This window comes from Sphingomonas bacterium, assembly GCF_028289855.1.
Lineage (GTDB): Bacteria > Pseudomonadota > Alphaproteobacteria > Sphingomonadales > Sphingomonadaceae > Sphingomonas.
The window spans coordinates 1-19288 of sequence record NZ_JAQGKZ010000135.1; the positions used below are offsets into that span (position 1 = coordinate 1).

A 19288-nucleotide genomic window follows, 5' to 3' on the forward strand; every position below is an offset into this window, starting at 1 on the left:
CTCGAGCACGATCCCGGCATTGCCCGCATAGACCACGATCGACACGCGGTCGTCGGGGCGCAGGCGACCGGCGAGCGTCATCAGCGCCGATTTGACCAGCGGGAGCTTGTCGGGCGAACTCATCGACCCCGACACATCGACCAGGAACACCAGGTTGGCGCGCGGGCGGTCGGCGGTCGCGACGTCATATCCGCGCAGGCCGATCCGAAGCAGCCGGGTCCCCGGATTCCACGGCGTGCGCGCGACGTCGGTGGTCACGCTGAACGGCTGCGCGCGGTCGGCGGGGCGCGGGTAATCGTAGCGGAAATAGTTGATCATCTCCTCGGTCCGCACCGCATCGGGCGGGGGCGCGTTGCCCTCGGTCAGGAAGCGGCGGACGTTTGAATAGGATCCGGTGTCGACATCGACCGAGAAGGTAGAGACGGGCGCGGCGGTGACGCTCTGGATCGAGGCGACCGCCTTGCCGTCATAGCGTTCGGTGTTCTGGCGGCTGCCATAGGGCGGCGTGGCATAGTTGCTCACCACGCCAGCCATCGGCGCCGGCGGCGCCATCATCGGCGGTGGCGGGGGCGGGGGTGGGGGTGGCGCATAGGACGGCATCGGCGCCGAACGGCGGGCTTCGTTGGCCGTCACGCGCGATCCGGTAACGACCAAGTCCTGCGCGGACTTGTCGCGCTTCACCTTGGGCTGCTTGCCCGGCCGCGCCAGCGATTCCGACGTGACGACAGTGACGGGCGACGGACTGGTCTGATAATTCGAATAGCCCGGCCGATCGTCGCTGCGGCAGCGGACGGGTGAAGGCCGTTCGGGCGCCCGTATCCCGTCTTGCGCGACGAGCGGTGCGGGCGCGGCGGAGGTGAGGAGCAGGGCGCTGAGCCCCGTCAGCACGGCAGGCTTGGACTGCATGACAATTCCCCTTGGCTAAGACGGGCCGACTACTTTCCGGTCCCGATCGAGGTTGTTGTGCTTGCGTCATGAACGCTGGCGGAATTGGCGGTATATCTGAGGTTCAGGAATCGAGCCGCGGCGGCGGGCCGGGTCGGCGAACGTTGAGGAAGTTGAGGCGCGAATGCGGAGATTGAGGCGAATTGCACCGCAATCGCCCCGCGACGCGCCGATGTGGCGACCGCGCCGCGCCAACGACGCGACACCCACGCCACGGTCGAGCGCCGGGATCGCGCCACAACCGCTCACGGCCGCGCCTGCTTTTCGCCGTCGGCGCGCCGCGTCTCGACCGGATCGGCGAACGGATCGGCCAGCCGCCGCGCATGCTCGGCGAGCGCCTGGCCCCAGACCCGGTCGAACGGCGTGCCGGCGAGCCGCGCGCGCAAGCGGTGCGCGCTCGACCGCGACATCCCCGCCGCGCGCGCGGCGTGCGCGACGCTGCCGCTGTCGAGCAGGGCGGCGAGGAAGATGCGCTGCTTGGCAGGTGTCCAATGCGCGCGCGGCGCGGGCGGCGGGGTAGAATGCCGGTCCATCCATCAGGGTGGAGCAGATGAAATCCTACATTGGTAGGGAAAATGTCCGTGCTGATCTGACGGCGTGGGTAGGCGGACCTTGAGCGGCAGCTAACGACCCAATTCCTGCCACGACCGCAGGCATTCACATTGACCAGAAATGCAATCAACGTAGCATGGCTGCATGATTGGATCGCAATGGAAAAGGAGGGCGATTCTGACCATCGCAGCCATCGTTATCGTTCTCATCGCCGCAGCGGGTTTTGCACTGGTCAACTCGAAGTTCGATTATATCGCGTGGAATCGCGGCAAATTGGGCGCACCCCGCTTACTTAAGCAGGCGGCAGTCCAAACAAACCAGATACCTGAATTACTGGCTGCAATGTCTCGCGGATCAGCATCCGTAAGATATGCCGCCTTGATGCTAGGCACCCCAGATCGTCCATCGGATGATGATGCGGTTGCCCTCCAAATGTCTTTCGAAAATGGCAAAGCAGGATTTGATTGGGTCCTGTTGTCGCCACGAAATATGGAGGACGAAGCGAAGTTCAAGGAGTTCGCACGAGCGCAAGGCCTAGAGCCGGTTGCTCACCGACAGAACGACGTTTCGTATCTCCGAGTTGAGTGTGCCGACGTCGCCAAATTTACCGCCCGCGTGGTGACAGAAATGTATCAGCGCCCTGCTGATGATCCGCTCGGGCTCGTTTACGAGGGATTCTCGTGGCCCCAAAGCTGATGCGCACAATGGCAGCTAACCACCAATTGCAGACAAAGCCCGCTACCGTCATTCCTCCCGTGCGATTTCCCGCGCGCCGATGTCGCGGCGGCAGAAGCCGGTGGGGAAGTCGATCGCGTCGACCGCGTGATAGGCGGCGGCTTGTGCGGCTCGCACGGTCGGGCCGGTCGCGGTGACGGCGAGGACGCGGCCGCCTGAGGCGACCAAGTGGCCGTCTGTTAGTTTCGTGCCGGCCTGAAAGACTTTGGCGGGCGCGACGTTAGCGATCCCGTCGATCGCGCCGCCGGTCTCGGGTGTGCCGGGATAGCCGTTCGCCGCCATCACCACGGTCAGCGCCACATCTTCGCGGAAAACCGGCGCGGGCGCATCGGCCAGCCTTCCTTCCGCCACCGCCAGCATCAGCGGTAGTAGGTCGCTCTCCAGCCGCATCATCAGCACTTGGCATTCGGGGTCGCCGAAGCGGGCGTTGTATTCGATCAGCTTGGGGCCGTCGGCAGTCAGGATCAGCCCGGCGTAGAGCACGCCCGAATAGGGCATCCCCTCCGCCGCCAGGGTCGCGATGGTCGGCGCGACGATCTCGGCGAGCGCGCGCGCCTCCAGGTCGGGCGTCAGCACCCGCGCCGGGCTGTACGCGCCCATCCCGCCGGTATTGGGGCCGGTATCGCCGTCGCCGACGCGCTTGTGGTCCTGCGCGGTGCCGAACGGGACCATCGCATTGCCGTCGGTCAGCACGAACAGGCTGACTTCCTCGCCCTCCAGGAATTCCTCGATCACCGCGCTCGCGCCCGCCTCGGAGAACAGGTTTTCCACCGCCCCCGCTGCCTCTGCCATCGTCATCGCGACGGTCACGCCCTTGCCTGCGGCGAGCCCGTCGGCCTTGACCACCACCGGCGCTCCGAATTCATCGAGTGCCGAGCGCGCCTCGTCGAGTGAATGGACCGCGCGGTAGCGTGCGGTGGGGATGTTCGCGCGGTCGCAGACAGCCTTTGTGAATGCCTTGGAGCCTTCGAGCTGCGCCGCCGCCATGCTCGGCCCGAACACCGCGAACCCGGCGGCGCGCAAATCGTCGGCGATTCCCGCGACGAGCGGCGCTTCGGGGCCGACCACGACCAGATCGATCGCGCGGCTACGGCAGAAGTCGATCACCGCCGCATGGTCGCTCACGTCGAGCGCGACGATCTCCGCCTCTTCGCCGATCCCCGGATTGCCCGGCGCGGCGTACAATTTCGTCAGGACGGGCGATTGCGCGAGCTTCCACGCAAGGCCATGTTCGCGTCCACCCGATCCGATCAGCAGGACGTTCATGACCGACCCCAACTCCGAAGATTCGCCGCGGCTGGTAGCCGAGGCGACGCCGGGCGACAATTCCGCCCCCGAAAGCGTCGGCGAGCTGTCGAACCGGCTCAAGCGCATGGTCGAGGGCGAGTTCGGCCGCGTGCGGCTGCGCGGCGAGATTTCGGGATGGAAGCGCGCGACCTCCGGCCATTGCTATCTCAGCCTCAAGGACGAGGCGGCGGTGATCGACGGGGTGATGTGGAAGGGGCAGGCGGCGCTGATCCCCTTCGCCGCGCAGGACGGGATCGAGGTGATCGCGTCGGGCAAGCTGACCACTTATCCCGGCCGCTCCAAATACCAGATCGTGATCGACCGGATGGAACTCGCCGGCGAAGGCGCGCTGATGGCGCTGTTCGAAAAGCTCAAGGCGCAACTGGGCGCCGAGGGGCTGTTCGACCAGAGCCGCAAGAAGCCGCTGCCTTTCATGCCGAAGGTGATCGGGGTCGTCACCTCGCCGACCGGCGCGGTGATCCGCGACATTCTGCACCGCCTCGCCGACCGCTGCCCGACGCGCGTGATCGTCTGGCCGGTCAAGGTGCAGGGCGCCGGGGCCGCGGAAGAAGTCGCGGCGGCGGTGCGCGGGTTCGATGCGTTGCCCGCAGATGGGCCAGTGCCGCGTCCCGACCTCGTCATCGTTGCGCGCGGCGGCGGGTCGATCGAGGATCTGTGGGCGTTCAACGAGGAAATCGTGGTGCGCGCGGTCGCGGGCTACTCGATCCCGATTATCTCGGCGGTCGGGCACGAGACCGATACCAGCCTGTGCGATTACGCCGCCGATTTGCGCGCGCCGACCCCGACCGCGGCGGCGGAGATCGCGGTGCCGGTGTTGGCCGATTTGCGGCTCACGCTCGATGCCTACGCCCAGCGCACCGAACGCTGCGCGCGGCGCTATGTCGAGCGCGGGCGCGAGCGAGTCGAGGCGCAGGCGCGGCTGCTCCCCAAGCGCGACGCCTTGCTCGGGCCGCAGCGTCAGCGCGCCGACGATGCCGCCCAGCGGCTCGACCGCGCGCTCGAACGCCGCGTGACGCTGGCGCGCGGGACGCTCGACCGGACCGCGGGCGCGTTGCGGCCGGCGTTGCTGACGCAGCGGATCGCCGCCGCGCGGCAGCGGCTCGACCAGACGTTCAAGCTGGTCGAAGCGCTCAACCCGCGCCACGTGCTCGACCGCGGCTATGCCTGGGTCGAGGCGCGCGGCGGGGGCGTCGTTGCCAGCGCCGAGGCGGCGAAGAAGGCCGGCGCGCTGCTGCTCCATTTTGGGGATGGCGACGTCGCCGCGCGGGTTGAGGGGACGGGCGGCAAGGCATATACCAGGCCCACGCCCGACCAGCCGACCTTGTTATGACGTGAAGGAAGCCGCCCTATGCTGATGTCCAATACCGACCGGCCGGCGCGGCTCCATTATATGGCGAACGGCTTTCGCGTGCTGACCCCGGGCAGCCACGTGACCTGCGCGGTATCGGGCGCGACGATCGAGCTCGACGACCTGCGCTATTGGAGCGTCGCGCGGCAGGAAGCCTATGCCGACGCGCGGTTCGCGCTCGAGGCCGACACGAAGGCATGAAGCGCGCGCGGCGATGGGTGGCGGGAATCGCCGTCCTGATCGCCACGGGGAGCTGCATCGAGCCTCGGCCGATGGTGGTCGCCGCCATCGCACGGCCGGCGCCGACAGCGCCGACCGCGCCCGAAGCACCGCCCGGAAATTTCCTGCTCCGGGGAAGCTTGAGCCAGGGCGGCATGGCGATCGGCACCGTGCCGGCCGGAACCGTTGCGCTCACGCTGGACGGCATGGCCGTCCCGATTGCCCCCGACGGCATGTTTCTGATCGGGTTCGATCGCGACGCCGGACCTGCCGCGACGCTCGATGCCACGCGCCGCGACGGGACGATCGTGTCGGGCGCGCTGACGATCGCGCCGCGCGCGTGGACCATCTCGCGGCTCGCGACCTTGCCCAAATATCCGGTGCCGCCGGCCGATTTCGACCGGCTGCGTCCGGGCGAGATCGCCCAGATCAACGCGGCGCGGCGCGTCGAGAGCGGTTCGACGGGCTGGCGCCAGCCCTTGCTCTGGCCCGCCACCGGGCGGATCTCGACCTTGTTCGGGTCGCAACGGATCTACCGGAATGGCGAGGCGGGGTCGTATCATTCGGGGATCGACGTCGCAGTGCCGGCTGGCACCGCCGTGCTCGCGCCCGCCGACGGCGTCGTGATCCTCGCTTCGGACCATCCATTCCTGCTCGAGGGCAATTTGCTGATGATCGACCACGGCATGGGGCTCAACAGCGCGTTGATGCATTTGTCGCGGATCGTCGTGACGACGGGGCAGGCCGTGCGGCGCGGCCAGGTGGTCGCCTATTCGGGCGCGACGGGCCGAGTCACCGGCGCACACTTGCACTGGTCGCTGCGCTGGCGCGGCGCCAAGATCGACCCGCTTTTGGTGGCGGGGCCAATGCCCGGAGCGAACCGTCAGTAGGCGAAATCACTGTCCTATTACGATAAGACACTGATTCTGACCCTTTGTGGCAAATGTGTAACGAATTGTAACGAATTGTAACCAAATCGTCGGTGGGTCGGCTTCCTGCTCTTTACACTGCGCGTCTGTACCGTAACGACACCTCTATCGGTTGAGCTGGAGGGCTTTGCGACCGGTGAGGGGGGATTCGGACGGCGCGCAGGGGGTCTGTGCGCCGGTCGGTCCCGTTTTGGGGATGTACACCATCATGGCTTTTTTCCGTTCGACGCCGAAGCAGCGTCTGTTGACCACCGTCGCGCCGCTCGGCCTGCTGGCGATGGTCGCCGCAACTCCCGCCTTCGCGCAAACTACCCCGGCCCCCACGCCGGCACCGAGCGGCCAGGCCGCGACTGACGACCAGTCGGCGCCCGACATCGTCATCACCGGTTCGCTGCTCAGCCGCACCGACGCCGAAACGCCATCGCCGGTCACCGTGCTGACCTCGGAGAATCTGGCGCGCGCCGGCATCACCTCCTCCGCCGAAGCGATCCGTTCGGTTTCGGCGGACAGCGCCGGGTCGATCGGCACGGGCTTCCAGACCGGTTTCTCGGCCGGCGGCTCGGCGGTTTCGCTGCGCGGCCTCGGCGTGTCCTCGACATTGGTGCTGATCAACGGGCTGCGCTCGAGCAACTTCCCGATCAACGACGACGGCCATAACGCCTATGTCGATCTCAACTCGATCCCGTTCAGCCTGATCGACCGGATCGAAGTGCTCAAGGACGGCGCCTCGTCGACCTATGGCGCGGATGCGATCGGCGGCGTGGTCAACTTGATCCTCAAGAAGACCTTCACCGGCATCGAGGGCAACGTCGAGGGCGGCGTCGCCGAGCGCGGCGACGGCTCGCGCTACCGCGCCAGCCTGACCGCCGGCATCGGCGATTACGAGGCCAAGGGCTGGAACATCTACATCAACGGCGAATACCAGCGCGACGGCCGCATTTCGAACCACAGCCGCGGCTTCCCGTACAACACGCAGGATCTGTCGGCGATCGGCGGCATCGACAACAACTCGGCCGACAGCTCGCTGACCACGGCGACGCCGAGCGCGGTCGTGTTCCGCACGACCCAGGCGGACCTCAACAACCCGCGGTCGGGCGGCACGGCATTGCTCGCCACGCCAGGAACGACGCTCAACCTCGCATGCCCGTACGGCGTCTACACCGCTGCTGCCGGGCAGGGCTGCAAATACGATCTGACCGACCTGTATCGCCAGATTCAGCCGCTGCAGGAGCGCTATTCGTTCAACGGCAAGGCCAGCATCCGCATCGGCGACAATGTCGAAGGCTATGTCACCGGCATGTACAGCCGCAGCTTCGTCAGCATCACCAGCGCGTTCCCGTCGGCGATCCGCAACACCCAGCCGTTCGGTGGCGCTCCGGGTCTCGCGTCGAGCAACCCCGGCATCGTGCTGCCGGTCTATATCTGCTCGGCGGGCGTCAATTGCGCGACCGCGGCCAACCGTCAGCTCAACCCGAACAACCCGTATGCGGCGGCCTTCGCCGGCGATCCGTCGAATGGTGCTGCACGCATCTATTATCTGTTCGGCGACATCGCGGCGGGCAGCGACCGGACGAATGAAGTCTATCGCGTCAGTGCGGGGCTAAACGGCAGCTTCGGCGGCGACTGGAAATGGCGCGTCGAGGGCGTGGGGGCATGGGACGACCTGTCGATCACGCAGCACGGCCTACTCAACATCGCGCAGCTGATGACCGCGATCAACACGGGCTCGTACAATTTCGTCAATCCGCAGCTGAACAGCCCGGCGCTCCGCGCGACGCTCGCACCCGACAAGACGACGCCGTCCTATTCGTCGATGATCTCGCTCGACGCCTCGATCTCCAAGGAGCTCGTCGATCTTCCGGGCGGCCCGTTGCAGATCGCCGTGGGCGGCCAGGTGCGTCGTGAGAAGCTGACCAACAACAACCAGAACGCCGCGCTCGACACGTACGGCCTGACCACGTCGTCGGCGTTCGGCAAGCACACCGTCTATGCGGCTTATTTCGAGCTCGATGCGCCGATCCTGAAGTCGCTCGATGTCAACGTGTCGGGGCGCTACGACAATTATTCGGAAGGCTTCAGCCACTTCTCGCCGAAGGTCGGGTTCAAGTTCAAGCCGATCCCCGAGTTCGCGATCCGCGGTACCTATTCGCAGGGTTTCCGCGCACCGACCTTCGCCGAATCCGGACCGCGCAGCCAGTTCGCCGGGTTCGTGACCACGACCCCGCCATGCAACTTCCAGCTGCTTCATGGCGGGACGGGCACCACGTCGACCTGCGCGTCGGGCGGCAATCCGTACAACCTGGCCTATTCGCTCGGCCGCGGCGTCGCAGGTAATCCCAACCTGCAACCGGAAACCTCGCGCAGCTTCACCGCGGGTGCGATCTTCGAGCCGGCCAAGTGGTTCTCCATGACGGTCGACTATTACAATGTGAAGAAGTCGAACCTGATCGTCGCCGGTCCGCTGATCGGCCAAGCGGTGACGGCTTATTACAGCGCGACGAACCTGGCCGCTGCAACCGCGGCGGTCGCGGCGGTCGGTCCGGGCTATTCGGTCAACACCACCGACTCGATCGACCCGCTGTTCCCGGCCGCGCTGCCGCGCGTGCTGATCATCAACGTGCCGTTCGTGAACGCCAACTATGCGATCACCAGCGGGATCGACGTCGCGGCGACCGCGAAGTTCCGGTTCGGCGATGCGAAGTTCACCAGCCGGATCGAAGTGACGCACATCTTCAAGTACGACCTGCACACGTCGGCCGGTATCCAGCGCTACGCCGGCACGTTCGGGCCGTACGATCTGTCGTCGGGCAACGGCACTCCCGATTGGCGCGGCAACTGGCAGAACACGCTCGAAGTCGGCGCGTTCTCGCTCAGCGCCACGGCCTATTATGTCGGCAAGATCAAGGAAGTATCGACCGATCAGCAGGCTGCGCCCTATACGACCGCCTGCTCGGCGAACCTGTACAAGCCGACCGGGTCGAACGGCGATCCGTTCTGCTTCGTCAACAGCTTCATCAACGTCGACCTGAACGGGTCGGTCAAGGTCAACGACAAATTCACCTTCTACGTGAACGTCGGCAATATCTTCGACGCCCGCGCACCGGTCGCTCCGGCGGCTTATGCCAGCGCGCCGAACTTCCTGACCAGCTGGCACTATGCCGGTCTCGTCGGCCGCAAGTTCAGCGCCGGGGCGAACTTCAAGTTCTGATCGACCGAACCGGGGGGCGGCAGCCGCCGCCCCCCGGTTTTCGGGCACATAATCAGGGCTCTACCAACAACTAGAGGGCGATATGTCGAAGGACATATCCGCCGCTTTCCGCGCGTGTTTGCCGTGTGTCATTTTGGCTACAGCCGTTTTGAAATCAAATCGCGAACCGCGAAGCCGCCTTTACAGCGCACGCCCTTCGCTCCAATCCCCGCCGCCATGGCTCTTTGGGCGCGGTTCCTGCGTCGCAAAGGCTTGGCAACCGCCCGTTTAGACCGCGAATCAGCGGCGACGGGTTAAGCGAGGGAAACCGCTACGTGACCAAGACTTCGATTTTTTCGCGCTCGCTGCGTGACAGCACTGCGATCCGCGCGCTAACGCTGCTCGGCGCCGGCGCCGTCGCTTCGGCGATGTTTGCGACCCCGGCTCTGGCGCAGGCGTCGACCCCGACCCCGTCGAACACCCAGGCCGACGATCAGACGGCCGCCACGCCGCCAGCCGGCAACGACATCATCATCACGGGCTCGATCTCGCGCAACCCGGCCGCCGCGACGGCATCGCCGGTCGTGACGACGACCGCGGCAGACCTGCAGGACCGCGGCGTCACGACCGTCGCCGACGCGCTGCAGCTGCTGACCGCCAACAACGCCGGCACCGCTCCTCCGAGCTGGTCGTCGTTCGGTTTCGCCACCGGCGCCAGCGCGCCGTCGCTGCGCGGCCTGAACGACGCCTACACGCTTACGCTGTTCAACGGCATGCGCACCGCACCCTATCCGCTGGGTGACGACGGCTATCGCAACTTCGTCGACATCAACACCATCCCGATCTCGGTCGTCGACCGCATCGACGCGCTGCTCGACGGCGCCTCGGCGACGTACGGTTCGGACGCGATCGCGGGCGTGATCAACGTCATCACCAAGCGCCAGGTTACCGGTCTGCACCTCAACGGGTCGGCCGGCATCACGCAACGCGGCGATACCGGCGAGCGCCGCATCTCCGCCACTGCGGGCTATGGCGATCTCGACCGCCAGGGCTTCAACGTTTACGTCAACGGCGAGTATCAGCAGAACGATCCGCTGCTCGTGCGCGATCGCGGCTATCCGTTCAACACCGCCGACCAGAGCCGGATTTGCGGCACCGCCGCGCAGGGCTGCCTGAACAACGGCATCCGCAACGGCATCCAGGCCGACGGCAGCTTCCTTGGCTTCGCATCGACCCGCGTTCCGTTCGTGCGGCCGTATAGCCCGGGCCTCGCCTCGCTCGGCAACTATCAGCTGCTGAGCCCGGCACAGGGCTGCCAGAGCCTTGCTGCCTACACGCTGACCGCGGCCAACAACACTGCGACCATCACACGTACTGGTTTGCCCATCGCGGCAACCACCCCGGCGACGGTTTGCCAGGAGGACCTGGTCAACGAATATCGCGCTTACAATTCGAACATCACGCGCAAGGGCCTGAACGCTCGTGCGACCTTCAAGCTGGGGTCGTTCGGCGAAGCCTATGTGATGGCGAACTATTACAACACCACCACGAAGGGCAACAATGCGGGCCCGCAGGGCTTCACCGGCTCGACGGCGGCTGGCGGCATCGTTTCGACGGTCAGCGCCATCTTCCTGCCGGCCTATGTCTGTTCGGCAGGCACGTCGACGATCGTCGGCGGCAACCTCACCGCGTCGGGTTGTAACGCAGGCAACGGCACGCTGAACCCGAACAACCCGTTCGCGGCGGCGGGCAATCTCGCCCGCCTGGTCGCACTGCCGCAGGTAACGCGCAGCACCAACACCGACACCAAGACCTATCGCCTTAGCGGCGGCATCAACGGGTCGTTCGGTGACGGCTGGAACTTCAACCTGGGCGCGACTGCCTCGGAAGTTCAGCTGCGGACCCAGAACAACGGCTACATCTACCTGCAGGGCCTGATGGATGCGATCGCGAAGGGGACGTACAACTTCGTCGATCAGTCGCAGAACACCGCGGCCCAGATCGCCAGCGTGTTCCCGCAGAACAACAACAAGTCGACCTCGAAGCTGACGCAGATCATGGCGACGGTGGACAAGGATCTGTTCAATCTGCCGGGCGGCGCGCTCAACGTGGCGGTTACCGGCCAGTTCCGTTACGAAGCGATCCACAACCCGAGCGCCAACCCGGCCAATCTCGTCAACCCGAATGCCCGTTATTTCGGCATCAACGCGGTCGGCGTGGACGGCAAGCGCCACGTCTGGTCGGCCGGCTACGAAATCACCGCGCCGATCGTCGACATGCTGAAGGTCAAGGCGGAGGGGTCGTACGACTCTTACTCGACCGGCCAGAGCCGTTTCTCGCCGAAGTTCGAGGCTGAGTTCAAGCCGATCGAGCAGATCAAGATTCGCGGTACCTATGGCAAGGGCTTCCGTATCCCGAGCTTCAGCGAATCGTTTGCGCTGCCCACCACGGGCTATGTCGGTGCGTCGATCAACTGCGCTTCGCCGACCTTCACCGCGTTCTGCGCGGCGCACGCCAGCAACCCAGCTTATTATTCGGGCGGGTACAGCTATGGCCTGACGTCTTCGGGCAATCCGAATCTGAAGCCGGAGAAATCGACCTCGCTGACGGCGGGTATCGTGTTGCAGCCGATCAAGAGCGTCACGTTCACGGTTGACTATTGGTCGACGAAGATCACCAACGTGATCATCGGCGCGACTGTATCGGCGTCCGACATTGCCCAATACTACACCAATAACGGCGTCATCACGACGCCGGGTATCACGGCGGTCAGGGGCATTGCCGATCCGTCGAACCTGGCCGCACTGCCGCTGCTCGGTTTCGCGGTCGGTTCGTACAAGAACGCCGACTCATTCCTTGCCAAGGGCATCGACTTCTCGGCTAGCGCGAAGTTCGATATCACCAACGGCATCCAGTGGAAGACCAACGCCAACGCGTCGTTGCTGATCCGACTGCAACAGACCGATGCTGGTACGGTGTATCGCTACGACGGATCGCTCGGCGCGTGCAACATCACGTCGTGCTCGGGTGCGCCGCGCTGGCGCGCCAGCTGGCAGAACACGCTGAAGTTCGCCGATACGGCGAGCGTCAGCCTGACCGCTTACTACACCAGCGGTTATTCGTCGGTGGCGACGGATTCGGGCGGCGTGTACGGCGATTGCGCCGCCAGTGCGCTGAACGGCCAGCAAGCGATCTACAACAACGGTGATCCGATCCAGTGCCAGGCGAAGTCGGTCTTCAACCTCGACGGCCACTTCGAGTTCACTGTCGGCAAGAAGTTCACCTTCTACGGCGACATCCAGAACATCCTGGACCGCGCGCCGCCGTACGATCCGAACGCAGCCTATGGCCTGTATCAGTTCAACCCGGCATGGGGTGATCGTCTGTTCATCGGTCGTTCGTTCCGCTTCGGCGCACGGGTCGACTTCTAAACCGGCCTGCCGAACCGGCAAAAAATCGGGGCCGTTCCTTCGGGAACGGCCCCTTTTTTGTCTTGAGCCCAACGCCGCCGTGCGGATGAGGCTCTTCAGCTAACGCTCAGGCTCAGCTTGCCGTCGCCCTCATCGACCGCGACCGCTTGCCCGTCCTTGACGTCGCCGCGCAGGATCAGGTCGGCGAGCGGGTCCTGCAGGTAACGCTGCACCGCGCGCTTCAGCGGCCGTGCGCCATAGACCGGATCGTACCCGACACGGCCCAGCCAATCGCGCGCCGCATCGGTCAGGCTGATCGCGATCTTGCGGTCGGCGAGCAGTTTCGCCACCCGCGCGACCTGGATATCGACGATCGGCGCCATTTCGCTTTGGCCGAGCCGGTGGAACAGCACGATCTCGTCGAGCCGGTTGAGAAATTCGGGGCGGAAATGGCCGCGGACGATCTCCATCACTTGCGGCTCGACCGACGCGACATCCTCGCCGTCGCCCAGGCTCGTCAGGAATTGCGAGCCGAGGTTGCTGGTCAGCACGATGATCGTGTTGGTGAAATCGACCGTGCGGCCCTGGCCGTCGGTCAGCCGGCCATCGTCGAGGACTTGCAACAGGATGTTGAAGACATCGCCATGCGCCTTCTCGACCTCATCGAACAGCACGACCTGGTACGGTCGACGGCGAACCGATTCGGTTAGCGTTCCGCCTTCTTCGTAACCTACATAGCCCGGCGGTGCGCCGATCAGCCGCGCGACCGAATGCTTTTCCATGAACTCGCTCATGTCGATGCGAACCATCGCCGACGGATCGTCGAACAGGAATTCGGCGAGCGCCTTGGTCAACTCGGTTTTGCCGACGCCGGTTGGCCCCAAGAACAGGAATGAGCCGAGCGGGCGATTGGGGTCCTGCAACCCCGCGCGCGCGCGGCGCACCGCGGTCGATACCGCGCGCACCGCTTCGGCTTGCCCGATCACGCGCTTACCGAGCGCGTCCTCCATCTGGAGTAACTTCTCGCGCTCGCCCTCCATCATTCGGTCGACCGGGATGCCGGTCCAGCGGCTGACGACGCCCGCGATATCCTCGGCGGTGACTTCTTCGCGCAGCATCGCGCCCTTGGTCGCGCCCGCCGCATCGGCGAGCTGCTTTTCGAGTCCGGGGATCGTCCCGTAAGATAGCTCACCCGCCTTGGCCAAATCGCCCGAGCGTTGCGCCTGGTCGAGCGCGATGCGTGCGGCGTCGAGCTGTTCCTTGAGCTTGGCCTCGGCGCCGATCTTGTCCTTTTCGGCCTGCCAGCGCTGGGTCAGCTCGGCGGACTTCTGTTCGAGATTGGCGAGCTCGCCTTCGAGCGTTTTGAGCCGATCCTTCGACGCCGCGTCGCTTTCCTTCTTCAACGCCTCGCGCTCGATCTTGAGCTGGATGATCCGCCGGTCGAGCGTCTCGATCTCCTCGGGCTTGGACTCAACCTCCATGCGGATGCGGCTGGCGGCCTCGTCCATCAGGTCGATCGCCTTGTCGGGCAGGAAGCGGTCGGTGATATAGCGGTTCGACAGTGTCGCCGCCGCGACCAGCGACGCGTCGGTGATCCGCACGCCGTGGTGGAGTTCGTATTTCTCCTTGAGTCCGCGCAGGATCGACACGGTATCCTCGACCGTCGGCTCGCCGACGAATACCGGCTGGAAGCGCCGCTGCAGCGCGGGGTCCTTCTCGACATATTTGCGATATTCATCGAGCGTGGTCGCGCCGACGCAATGCAGTTCGCCACGCGCGAGTGCTGGCTTGAGCAGGTTGGACGCGTCCATCGCCCCCTCGGTTTTCCCGGCGCCGATCAGCTGGTGCATCTCGTCGATGAACAGGATGATGTCGCCGTCGGCCGCCTTGACCTCGTCGAGCACGCCCTTGAGCCGCTCCTCGAACTCGCCGCGATACTTGGCGCCCGCGATGAGACTCCCCAGGTCGAGCGCCATCAGCCGCCGGTCCTTGAGCGTGTCGGGCACGTCGCCATTGGCGATGCGGATCGCCAGCCCCTCGGCGATCGCGGTCTTGCCGACCCCAGGCTCGCCGATCAGAGCGGGGTTGTTCTTGGTGCGGCGCGCGAGGATCTGGATCGTGCGGCGGATTTCCTCGTCGCGGCCGATGACGGGGTCGAGCTTGCCGTCGCGCGCCACTTGCGTGAGATCGCGGGCGAATTTCTTGAGCGCGTCATAGCGGTCCTCGGCGCCGGCCGTGTCGGCGGTGCGTCCGCCGCGCAGATCGTTGATCGCGGTATTGATGCCCTCGGCCGTCGCGCCGCTCGCCTTGATCGCCTTGCCCGCGGCGGTGTTGAGGCTGAGCGCCAGCGCGACGAGCAGCCGCTCGACCGTAACGTAGCTGTCGCCCGCCTTCGCCGCGATCTGCTCGGCCTGATCGAGCACGCGCACCGCATCGTTGTTGAGCCCCGGCTGCGCCTGCGCGCCCGACCCGCTGACCGCGGCGATCTTGCTCAGCGCAAGATCGGTTTCGCTCGCCGCCTTCTTCGCGTCGCCGCCTGCCTTGGCGATCAATCCAGCGGCAAGCCCCTGCTCGTCCTCGAGCAGCGCCTTCAACAGATGCTCGGGCGCGATCTGCTGGTGGTTCATGCGGATCGCGACGGTCAGCGCGGATTGCAGAAAACCCTTGGCGCGGTCGGTGAATTTTTCGAGGTTCATGCTGGCCCTTGCTATCTAGACTCGAAATGTAGTGTTGTATTTCGGCAACACAAGGGGTTCAGTTAGCGGGGTCATCCTGGTTTATGTTGCGTCTTTTGACCGGGGCTTCCTCACGTCCAGACTGAGTGCCGTCATGATGGCCAGCCATATATGCATGGTTATCATATTCGGGTTCGAGCCCGGCCAGCGCCCGTTGATGTCCTAGTCTATACTGGCCGTGGGCGATTTGGCCGGCTTGATGGACGCCCGCATCCTGCCCCGCGCGCGCGCGCGCGACACCGGCCTGATAGTCGGCCATTGCTGTCATATGGCCCGCGTGGAGCATCGGCACCCCGTTCACCTGCGCGGCAGCGAGTCCGTCGACATAGTCCTGTCGACCGGTACGGTAGGCGGGTTCCTCATGATCCACATCGGCATTACCGGCACGTGCCGCTGCCGCGCCAGCGGCGTACATGCCATGGCCGTGCGCCGCCTCGGCATGGGGAGCGTTGCCCAGTGGCTGCCCGCCGCGCGCCTGATCACGACCCGCCTCGTAGTGCCCGACATCGACCGCGATCTGCCCGGCCAGCGCGGTCATCGTGTGCTGGGCCGCCCACCTCGCGCGCTCCTGCGGCGTCACGTTCGCGAGGAACTGGCCATGCTGAGTTCCCGCGACATGCTGGGTGAGGCGTGCCAGCAGACGCGCCTTGGTCGCGTCGGGATTGGCGGTGTGGCCGACGAAGTCGGATGCGGTGACCCGGAATTCGCCGGCCATCTCGTCGCGCTGGACATGGTTGTCGGGCTGGGGAGCAACGGCGGCGGCGCGCACGGTGTAGCGGTTGGGATCTTCCTGGTTCCCCGGAATCTGCACCACCTGGCCAAGGTTGGCGCCGATCGCCAGGCGATTGCCGCTTTCTTCCCTGACCTCGCGCGCCACCGCCTGATCAGCGTTCTCATGCGGATCGACGTTGCCGCCGTACAGCCCGGGCATGCCGGGCATCGAGCGGGCGTGGAGGTCGGTCCGCTTGTACGGCACGACATAATCGCGCGCCTCCTTGGTGACCGCATATTGCTTGTCAACGCCTTGTCCGTTCGGCGTCAGTACGCGCCGAGCGGGCAGACCGGTTTGTTCGTCACGCATGTTATCGACGAACTGGCCACGCACGTCCATCCAATGCGCGCGTGGGGGCAGCGGCTCGAAGCGGCGCGTGGCCGGATCATAATGGTGGCGCTGCGGCCCGCTTTCGTAGCGATGCAGGTCCTGGCCATGGTCGGGCATCGTTACGCGTCGTTGCTCGCGCTGATTGACGACGTCCCAATACTTCTCGGCATTGTTGTATCCCGCCGGATTATTGTTGCGGCTCAATACGCGATACCGCTTGGTCGCATCGTCGTAGTGATATTGAAAATTGTCCTGACAGGTATACGTGCCCGACAATCCGTCATTGCCCTGATGCGGCGTGAACCGCCGCTGGGTGGGGTCGCGGTTATCGACGAAATGATTTTGGTCCGGCACAGCCACAAGCTGTCGCTGCACTACCCCGTCCGACGTCAACCGCTGTACGGGCGTGCCAGGCACGGCCGCGGCTGGCGGGGACGCCGTCTGCGCGGCGGCGGCGAGGGGTCGGGACGCGGCCCGCGCGCCCATCGTATCGGCCTCGCGCTCCAGCGCCGCGTCGTCGTTGACGGGTACGCCGCCCTTCAATTGCACCGTCGCCCTCACGCGCCCCTGCTTCTGCTGAACGATATGCCATGCCTCGTGCGGCAAGTTATGATCCTGCCCCGGCGCCACGTGGATGTGGCTGCCCTGCGCATAGGCATGCGCGCCCAGCGCGCCGGGCCGTGCCGAATTGCGGTGCACGCGGACATCGTCGAGCGCGATACCCGATAGCGCTTCGACGCCGCGCTTCAGATCATCGGGCAGGCCGGTGCGGTTCGGCCGCTCGGACGGTATAACCGGCAGCGTGGTGCCGATCGAATGCGCGATTGCCGGCACGGCCGAACCGGCTTCCGGGCCCGATACGGTTGGCGCGGAAGCAGCGCTCGGCCGGGCACCGGTCGCCAGTTGCCGGACGGGTCGTGAGAACAAGGTCGCGTTCCCGGTCATTGGACGACGCAACACTTGCCCGGTCGCTGCGGTTCTTCATAGACCTGGTCAAGCGGGACGCCCTCGTTGCGGCTGCGATAGGTGCCGTGCGCGAGCGCCTTGACCTTGGCGAAGGTATGGGAGGTCTGATCGACGCCGCGCCGGTGGAATTCGTAATAGAGTTCGGACGACACCGAATCGAGCTCGCGATGGGGATGCCCCATCGCCCGGCTCGCGCGGTCCTTGACGAGCGCCTTGATGTCGTCGCCGACCGCATCGTCGTCATCGACGCCGTCGTGCAGGCTCTCCGCCAGGCCATAGCGGTGCTTGCTTTGCCGCCCGATCTCCTTGTCCTGTTCGGCGATCGTCTGACCGGGATCGACCACCGCGGTCAGCGCCGGGTCGCGGTCGCCGCCGGCATTGGCGTTATACCGGCGATCGGCGCTGACATGGATCAGCTCGTGGAGCAGATGCGACTGGCGGGTCAGCGGCTCGGTCAGCTGCTGAGGATCCAGATTGACCTCGTGCTGGGTACGGTCGTTCTGATTGACGCGCGCGGCGTGCGCTTTTTCCGGGTCGTCGCCGGACTGGAAATCGACGCCATTCAACCCGATCGCCTCGCCGACGATGTTGCGGAGCAAAGGGTCCTGCGTCGTGTGATGGACATCCGCGAGCGCGGCGCGTTCCTCGTCGAGCACGCATTGCACGACCGGGGCGGATGCCGTCCGCGCTGCCGGGACCGTGGCCATTAGGGTTGTGCCGATCGAATGCGCGATTCTCGGCATGACCGCTCGTCCGGTCGAGGCCGTCGCTGCCGAGGGGCTGGCACGCGTCATGGCCGCGCTCGTCGTCAGCCGCTGAACGGGTCGAGAGAACAAGGGCCGCGCTCCTCCGATACACGATCTCGAAAGGGAGGGTGACACGTCGCGGCCGGCATGGGAAGGAGGCCGCCGCGCCGACATGTTCCCCGATGGGACCGGCGGCAATACCGGGAGGAGGCACGCGTGCGGATCGTCAAACGGATATCGGTCGGCCTGGTCGCGCTGATCGTGCTCGCCGCAATCTTCCTCGCCACGTGGGAGCCGCTGACCGCCGTCCGCGCCGAGGGGCCGCCGACGCACGATTACGATACGACGATCGCACGCGACAAGTTCGGCGTGCCGCATATCTACGGCAAGACCGATCCCGACGTCGCGTACGGCATCGCCTATGCCCATGCCGAGGACGATTTCTCGACGTTGCAGGATGTGCTGGCGATGACTCGCGGGCGGCTCGGCGCGATCGACGGGGCGAAGGGGGCAGAGGCCGATTTCGCGCTGCACTTCATCGACGCGCGCGCGACGGTCGACCGCGATTACATGAAGCAGCCCGCCGATGTCCGTGCGTTGCTCGACGGTTATGCGGCGGGGCTCAACAAGTACGCCGAGCGCCACCCGGACGAGGTGCGGCTGAGCCGGCTGTTCCCGGTCGATGGGCGCGACGTGGCGACCGGTTTCGTGATGCGCTCGCCGTTCTTCTTCGGGCTCGACGGGACGCTCGCGGCGCTGGTCGGCGACAAGCCGCTGCCGCCCGAAAGAGCGCCGCCCGAAAACGATCCGCCCGCTGTCGCGCCGACCGTTACCGCCGGCGATGCCGAGCGCCCGAACGGGTCGAACGCGTTCGTCGTCGCGCCCAAGCGGACGCCCGATAATGCCACGCGGATGGTGTCGAACTCGCACCAGCCGTGGAGCGGCGCGGTCGCGTGGTACGAGCTCGTCGTCCATTCGCAGACCGGCTGGAACTTCGCCGGCGCGACCTTCCCCGGCGCGCCTTATCCGTTGCTCGGGCATAACGACACGCTCGGCTGGACCAACACCGTCAACCGCCCCGACCTGATCGACGTCTACAAGCTCAA

Annotated in this window: 13 protein-coding genes; 7 read left to right on the forward strand and 6 right to left on the reverse strand. The window is 65.8% G+C overall.

Translation table 11 applies throughout. The features are described from left to right. Positions 1-906, reverse strand: a 906-nt coding sequence (locus JWM94_RS15325) for a von Willebrand factor type A domain-containing protein (RefSeq protein WP_299428974.1), incomplete at its 3' end; no start/stop codon positions are given. Positions 907-1190: 284 nt separating this feature from the next. Beyond that, the gene (locus JWM94_RS15330; protein WP_299428976.1) at positions 1191-1478 is read right to left on the reverse strand and encodes a LysR family transcriptional regulator; all 288 of its coding nucleotides are present in this window, start codon (positions 1476-1478) and stop codon (positions 1191-1193) included. 163 nt (positions 1479-1641) lie between these two features. On the opposite strand from JWM94_RS15330, the gene JWM94_RS15335 reads away from it, so the two are divergent. Next, a complete protein-coding gene (locus JWM94_RS15335) occupies positions 1642-2193 on the forward strand; it encodes a hypothetical protein (RefSeq protein ID WP_299428978.1) in 552 nt (183 codons plus the stop codon). A 48-nt stretch (positions 2194-2241) separates the two neighbouring features. Here the strand turns inward: JWM94_RS15335 and purD are convergent, their stop codons facing one another. After that, positions 2242-3498, reverse strand: coding sequence for a phosphoribosylamine--glycine ligase (gene purD, locus JWM94_RS15340; protein WP_299428980.1), 1257 nt, complete (start codon positions 3496-3498; stop codon positions 2242-2244). Between purD and xseA the strand changes: the two genes are divergently transcribed. The 5 genes from xseA to JWM94_RS15365 all read left to right on the forward strand — a co-directional run bounded on the left by xseA (position 3497) and on the right by JWM94_RS15365 (position 12654). After that, on the forward strand, positions 3497-4870 hold the full coding sequence (xseA, locus tag JWM94_RS15345) for an exodeoxyribonuclease VII large subunit (RefSeq protein ID WP_299428982.1): 1374 nt from the start codon (positions 3497-3499) through the stop codon (positions 4868-4870). The genes purD and xseA overlap by 2 nt on opposite strands. An 18-nt stretch (positions 4871-4888) precedes the next feature. Further along, positions 4889-5089 (forward strand): DUF2093 domain-containing protein, encoded by a 201-nt coding sequence (locus JWM94_RS15350; RefSeq protein WP_299428984.1) that lies wholly within the window; start codon positions 4889-4891, stop codon positions 5087-5089. A gap of 17 nt (positions 5090-5106) precedes the next feature. After that, the gene (locus JWM94_RS15355) at positions 5107-5997 is read left to right on the forward strand and encodes a M23 family metallopeptidase (protein WP_299428986.1); all 891 of its coding nucleotides are present in this window, start codon (positions 5107-5109) and stop codon (positions 5995-5997) included. A gap of 247 nt (positions 5998-6244) precedes the next feature. Further along, entirely contained in the window at positions 6245-9244 is a 3000-nt protein-coding gene (locus JWM94_RS15360) for a TonB-dependent siderophore receptor (protein WP_299428988.1), read from the forward strand. A gap of 314 nt (positions 9245-9558) precedes the next feature. Next, positions 9559-12654 (forward strand): TonB-dependent siderophore receptor, encoded by a 3096-nt coding sequence (locus JWM94_RS15365; protein WP_299428990.1) that lies wholly within the window; start codon positions 9559-9561, stop codon positions 12652-12654. 95 nt (positions 12655-12749) lie between these two features. Here the strand turns inward: JWM94_RS15365 and clpB are convergent, their stop codons facing one another. The 3 genes from clpB to JWM94_RS15380 form a co-directional block, all read right to left on the reverse strand. After that, positions 12750-15329 (reverse strand): ATP-dependent chaperone ClpB, encoded by a 2580-nt coding sequence (gene clpB, locus JWM94_RS15370; protein ID WP_299428992.1) that lies wholly within the window; start codon positions 15327-15329, stop codon positions 12750-12752. 58 nt (positions 15330-15387) lie between these two features. Further along, the gene (locus tag JWM94_RS15375; RefSeq protein WP_299428994.1) at positions 15388-17304 is read right to left on the reverse strand and encodes a DUF4157 domain-containing protein; all 1917 of its coding nucleotides are present in this window, start codon (positions 17302-17304) and stop codon (positions 15388-15390) included. A gap of 107 nt (positions 17305-17411) precedes the next feature. Next, positions 17412-18143 (reverse strand): hypothetical protein, encoded by a 732-nt coding sequence (locus JWM94_RS15380; protein ID WP_299428996.1) that lies wholly within the window; start codon positions 18141-18143, stop codon positions 17412-17414. Positions 18144-18398: 255 nt separating this feature from the next. Here JWM94_RS15380 and JWM94_RS15385 point away from each other — a divergent pair. After that, positions 18399-19288: penicillin acylase family protein (locus JWM94_RS15385; RefSeq protein WP_299428998.1), on the forward strand; the 890-nt coding region annotated here is incomplete at its 3' end.

What these genes read in the sequence shown, in the direction of transcription:
- JWM94_RS15330 (WP_299428976.1), bottom strand. Translation starts at nt 1,478, where the DNA reads ATGGACCGGCATTCTACCCCGCCGCCCGCGCCGCGCGCGCATTGGACA.
- JWM94_RS15335 (WP_299428978.1), top strand. Translation starts at nt 1,642, where the DNA reads ATGATTGGATCGCAATGGAAAAGGAGGGCGATTCTGACCATCGCAGCC.
- xseA (WP_299428982.1), top strand. Translation starts at nt 3,497, where the DNA reads ATGACCGACCCCAACTCCGAAGATTCGCCGCGGCTGGTAGCCGAGGCG.
- purD (WP_299428980.1), bottom strand. Translation starts at nt 3,498, where the DNA reads ATGAACGTCCTGCTGATCGGATCGGGTGGACGCGAACATGGCCTTGCG.
- JWM94_RS15350 (WP_299428984.1), top strand. Translation starts at nt 4,889, where the DNA reads ATGCTGATGTCCAATACCGACCGGCCGGCGCGGCTCCATTATATGGCG.
- JWM94_RS15360 (WP_299428988.1), top strand. Translation starts at nt 6,245, where the DNA reads ATGGCTTTTTTCCGTTCGACGCCGAAGCAGCGTCTGTTGACCACCGTC.
- clpB (WP_299428992.1), bottom strand. Translation starts at nt 15,329, where the DNA reads ATGAACCTCGAAAAATTCACCGACCGCGCCAAGGGTTTTCTGCAATCC.
- JWM94_RS15380 (WP_299428996.1), bottom strand. Translation starts at nt 18,143, where the DNA reads ATGGCCACGGTCCCGGCAGCGCGGACGGCATCCGCCCCGGTCGTGCAA.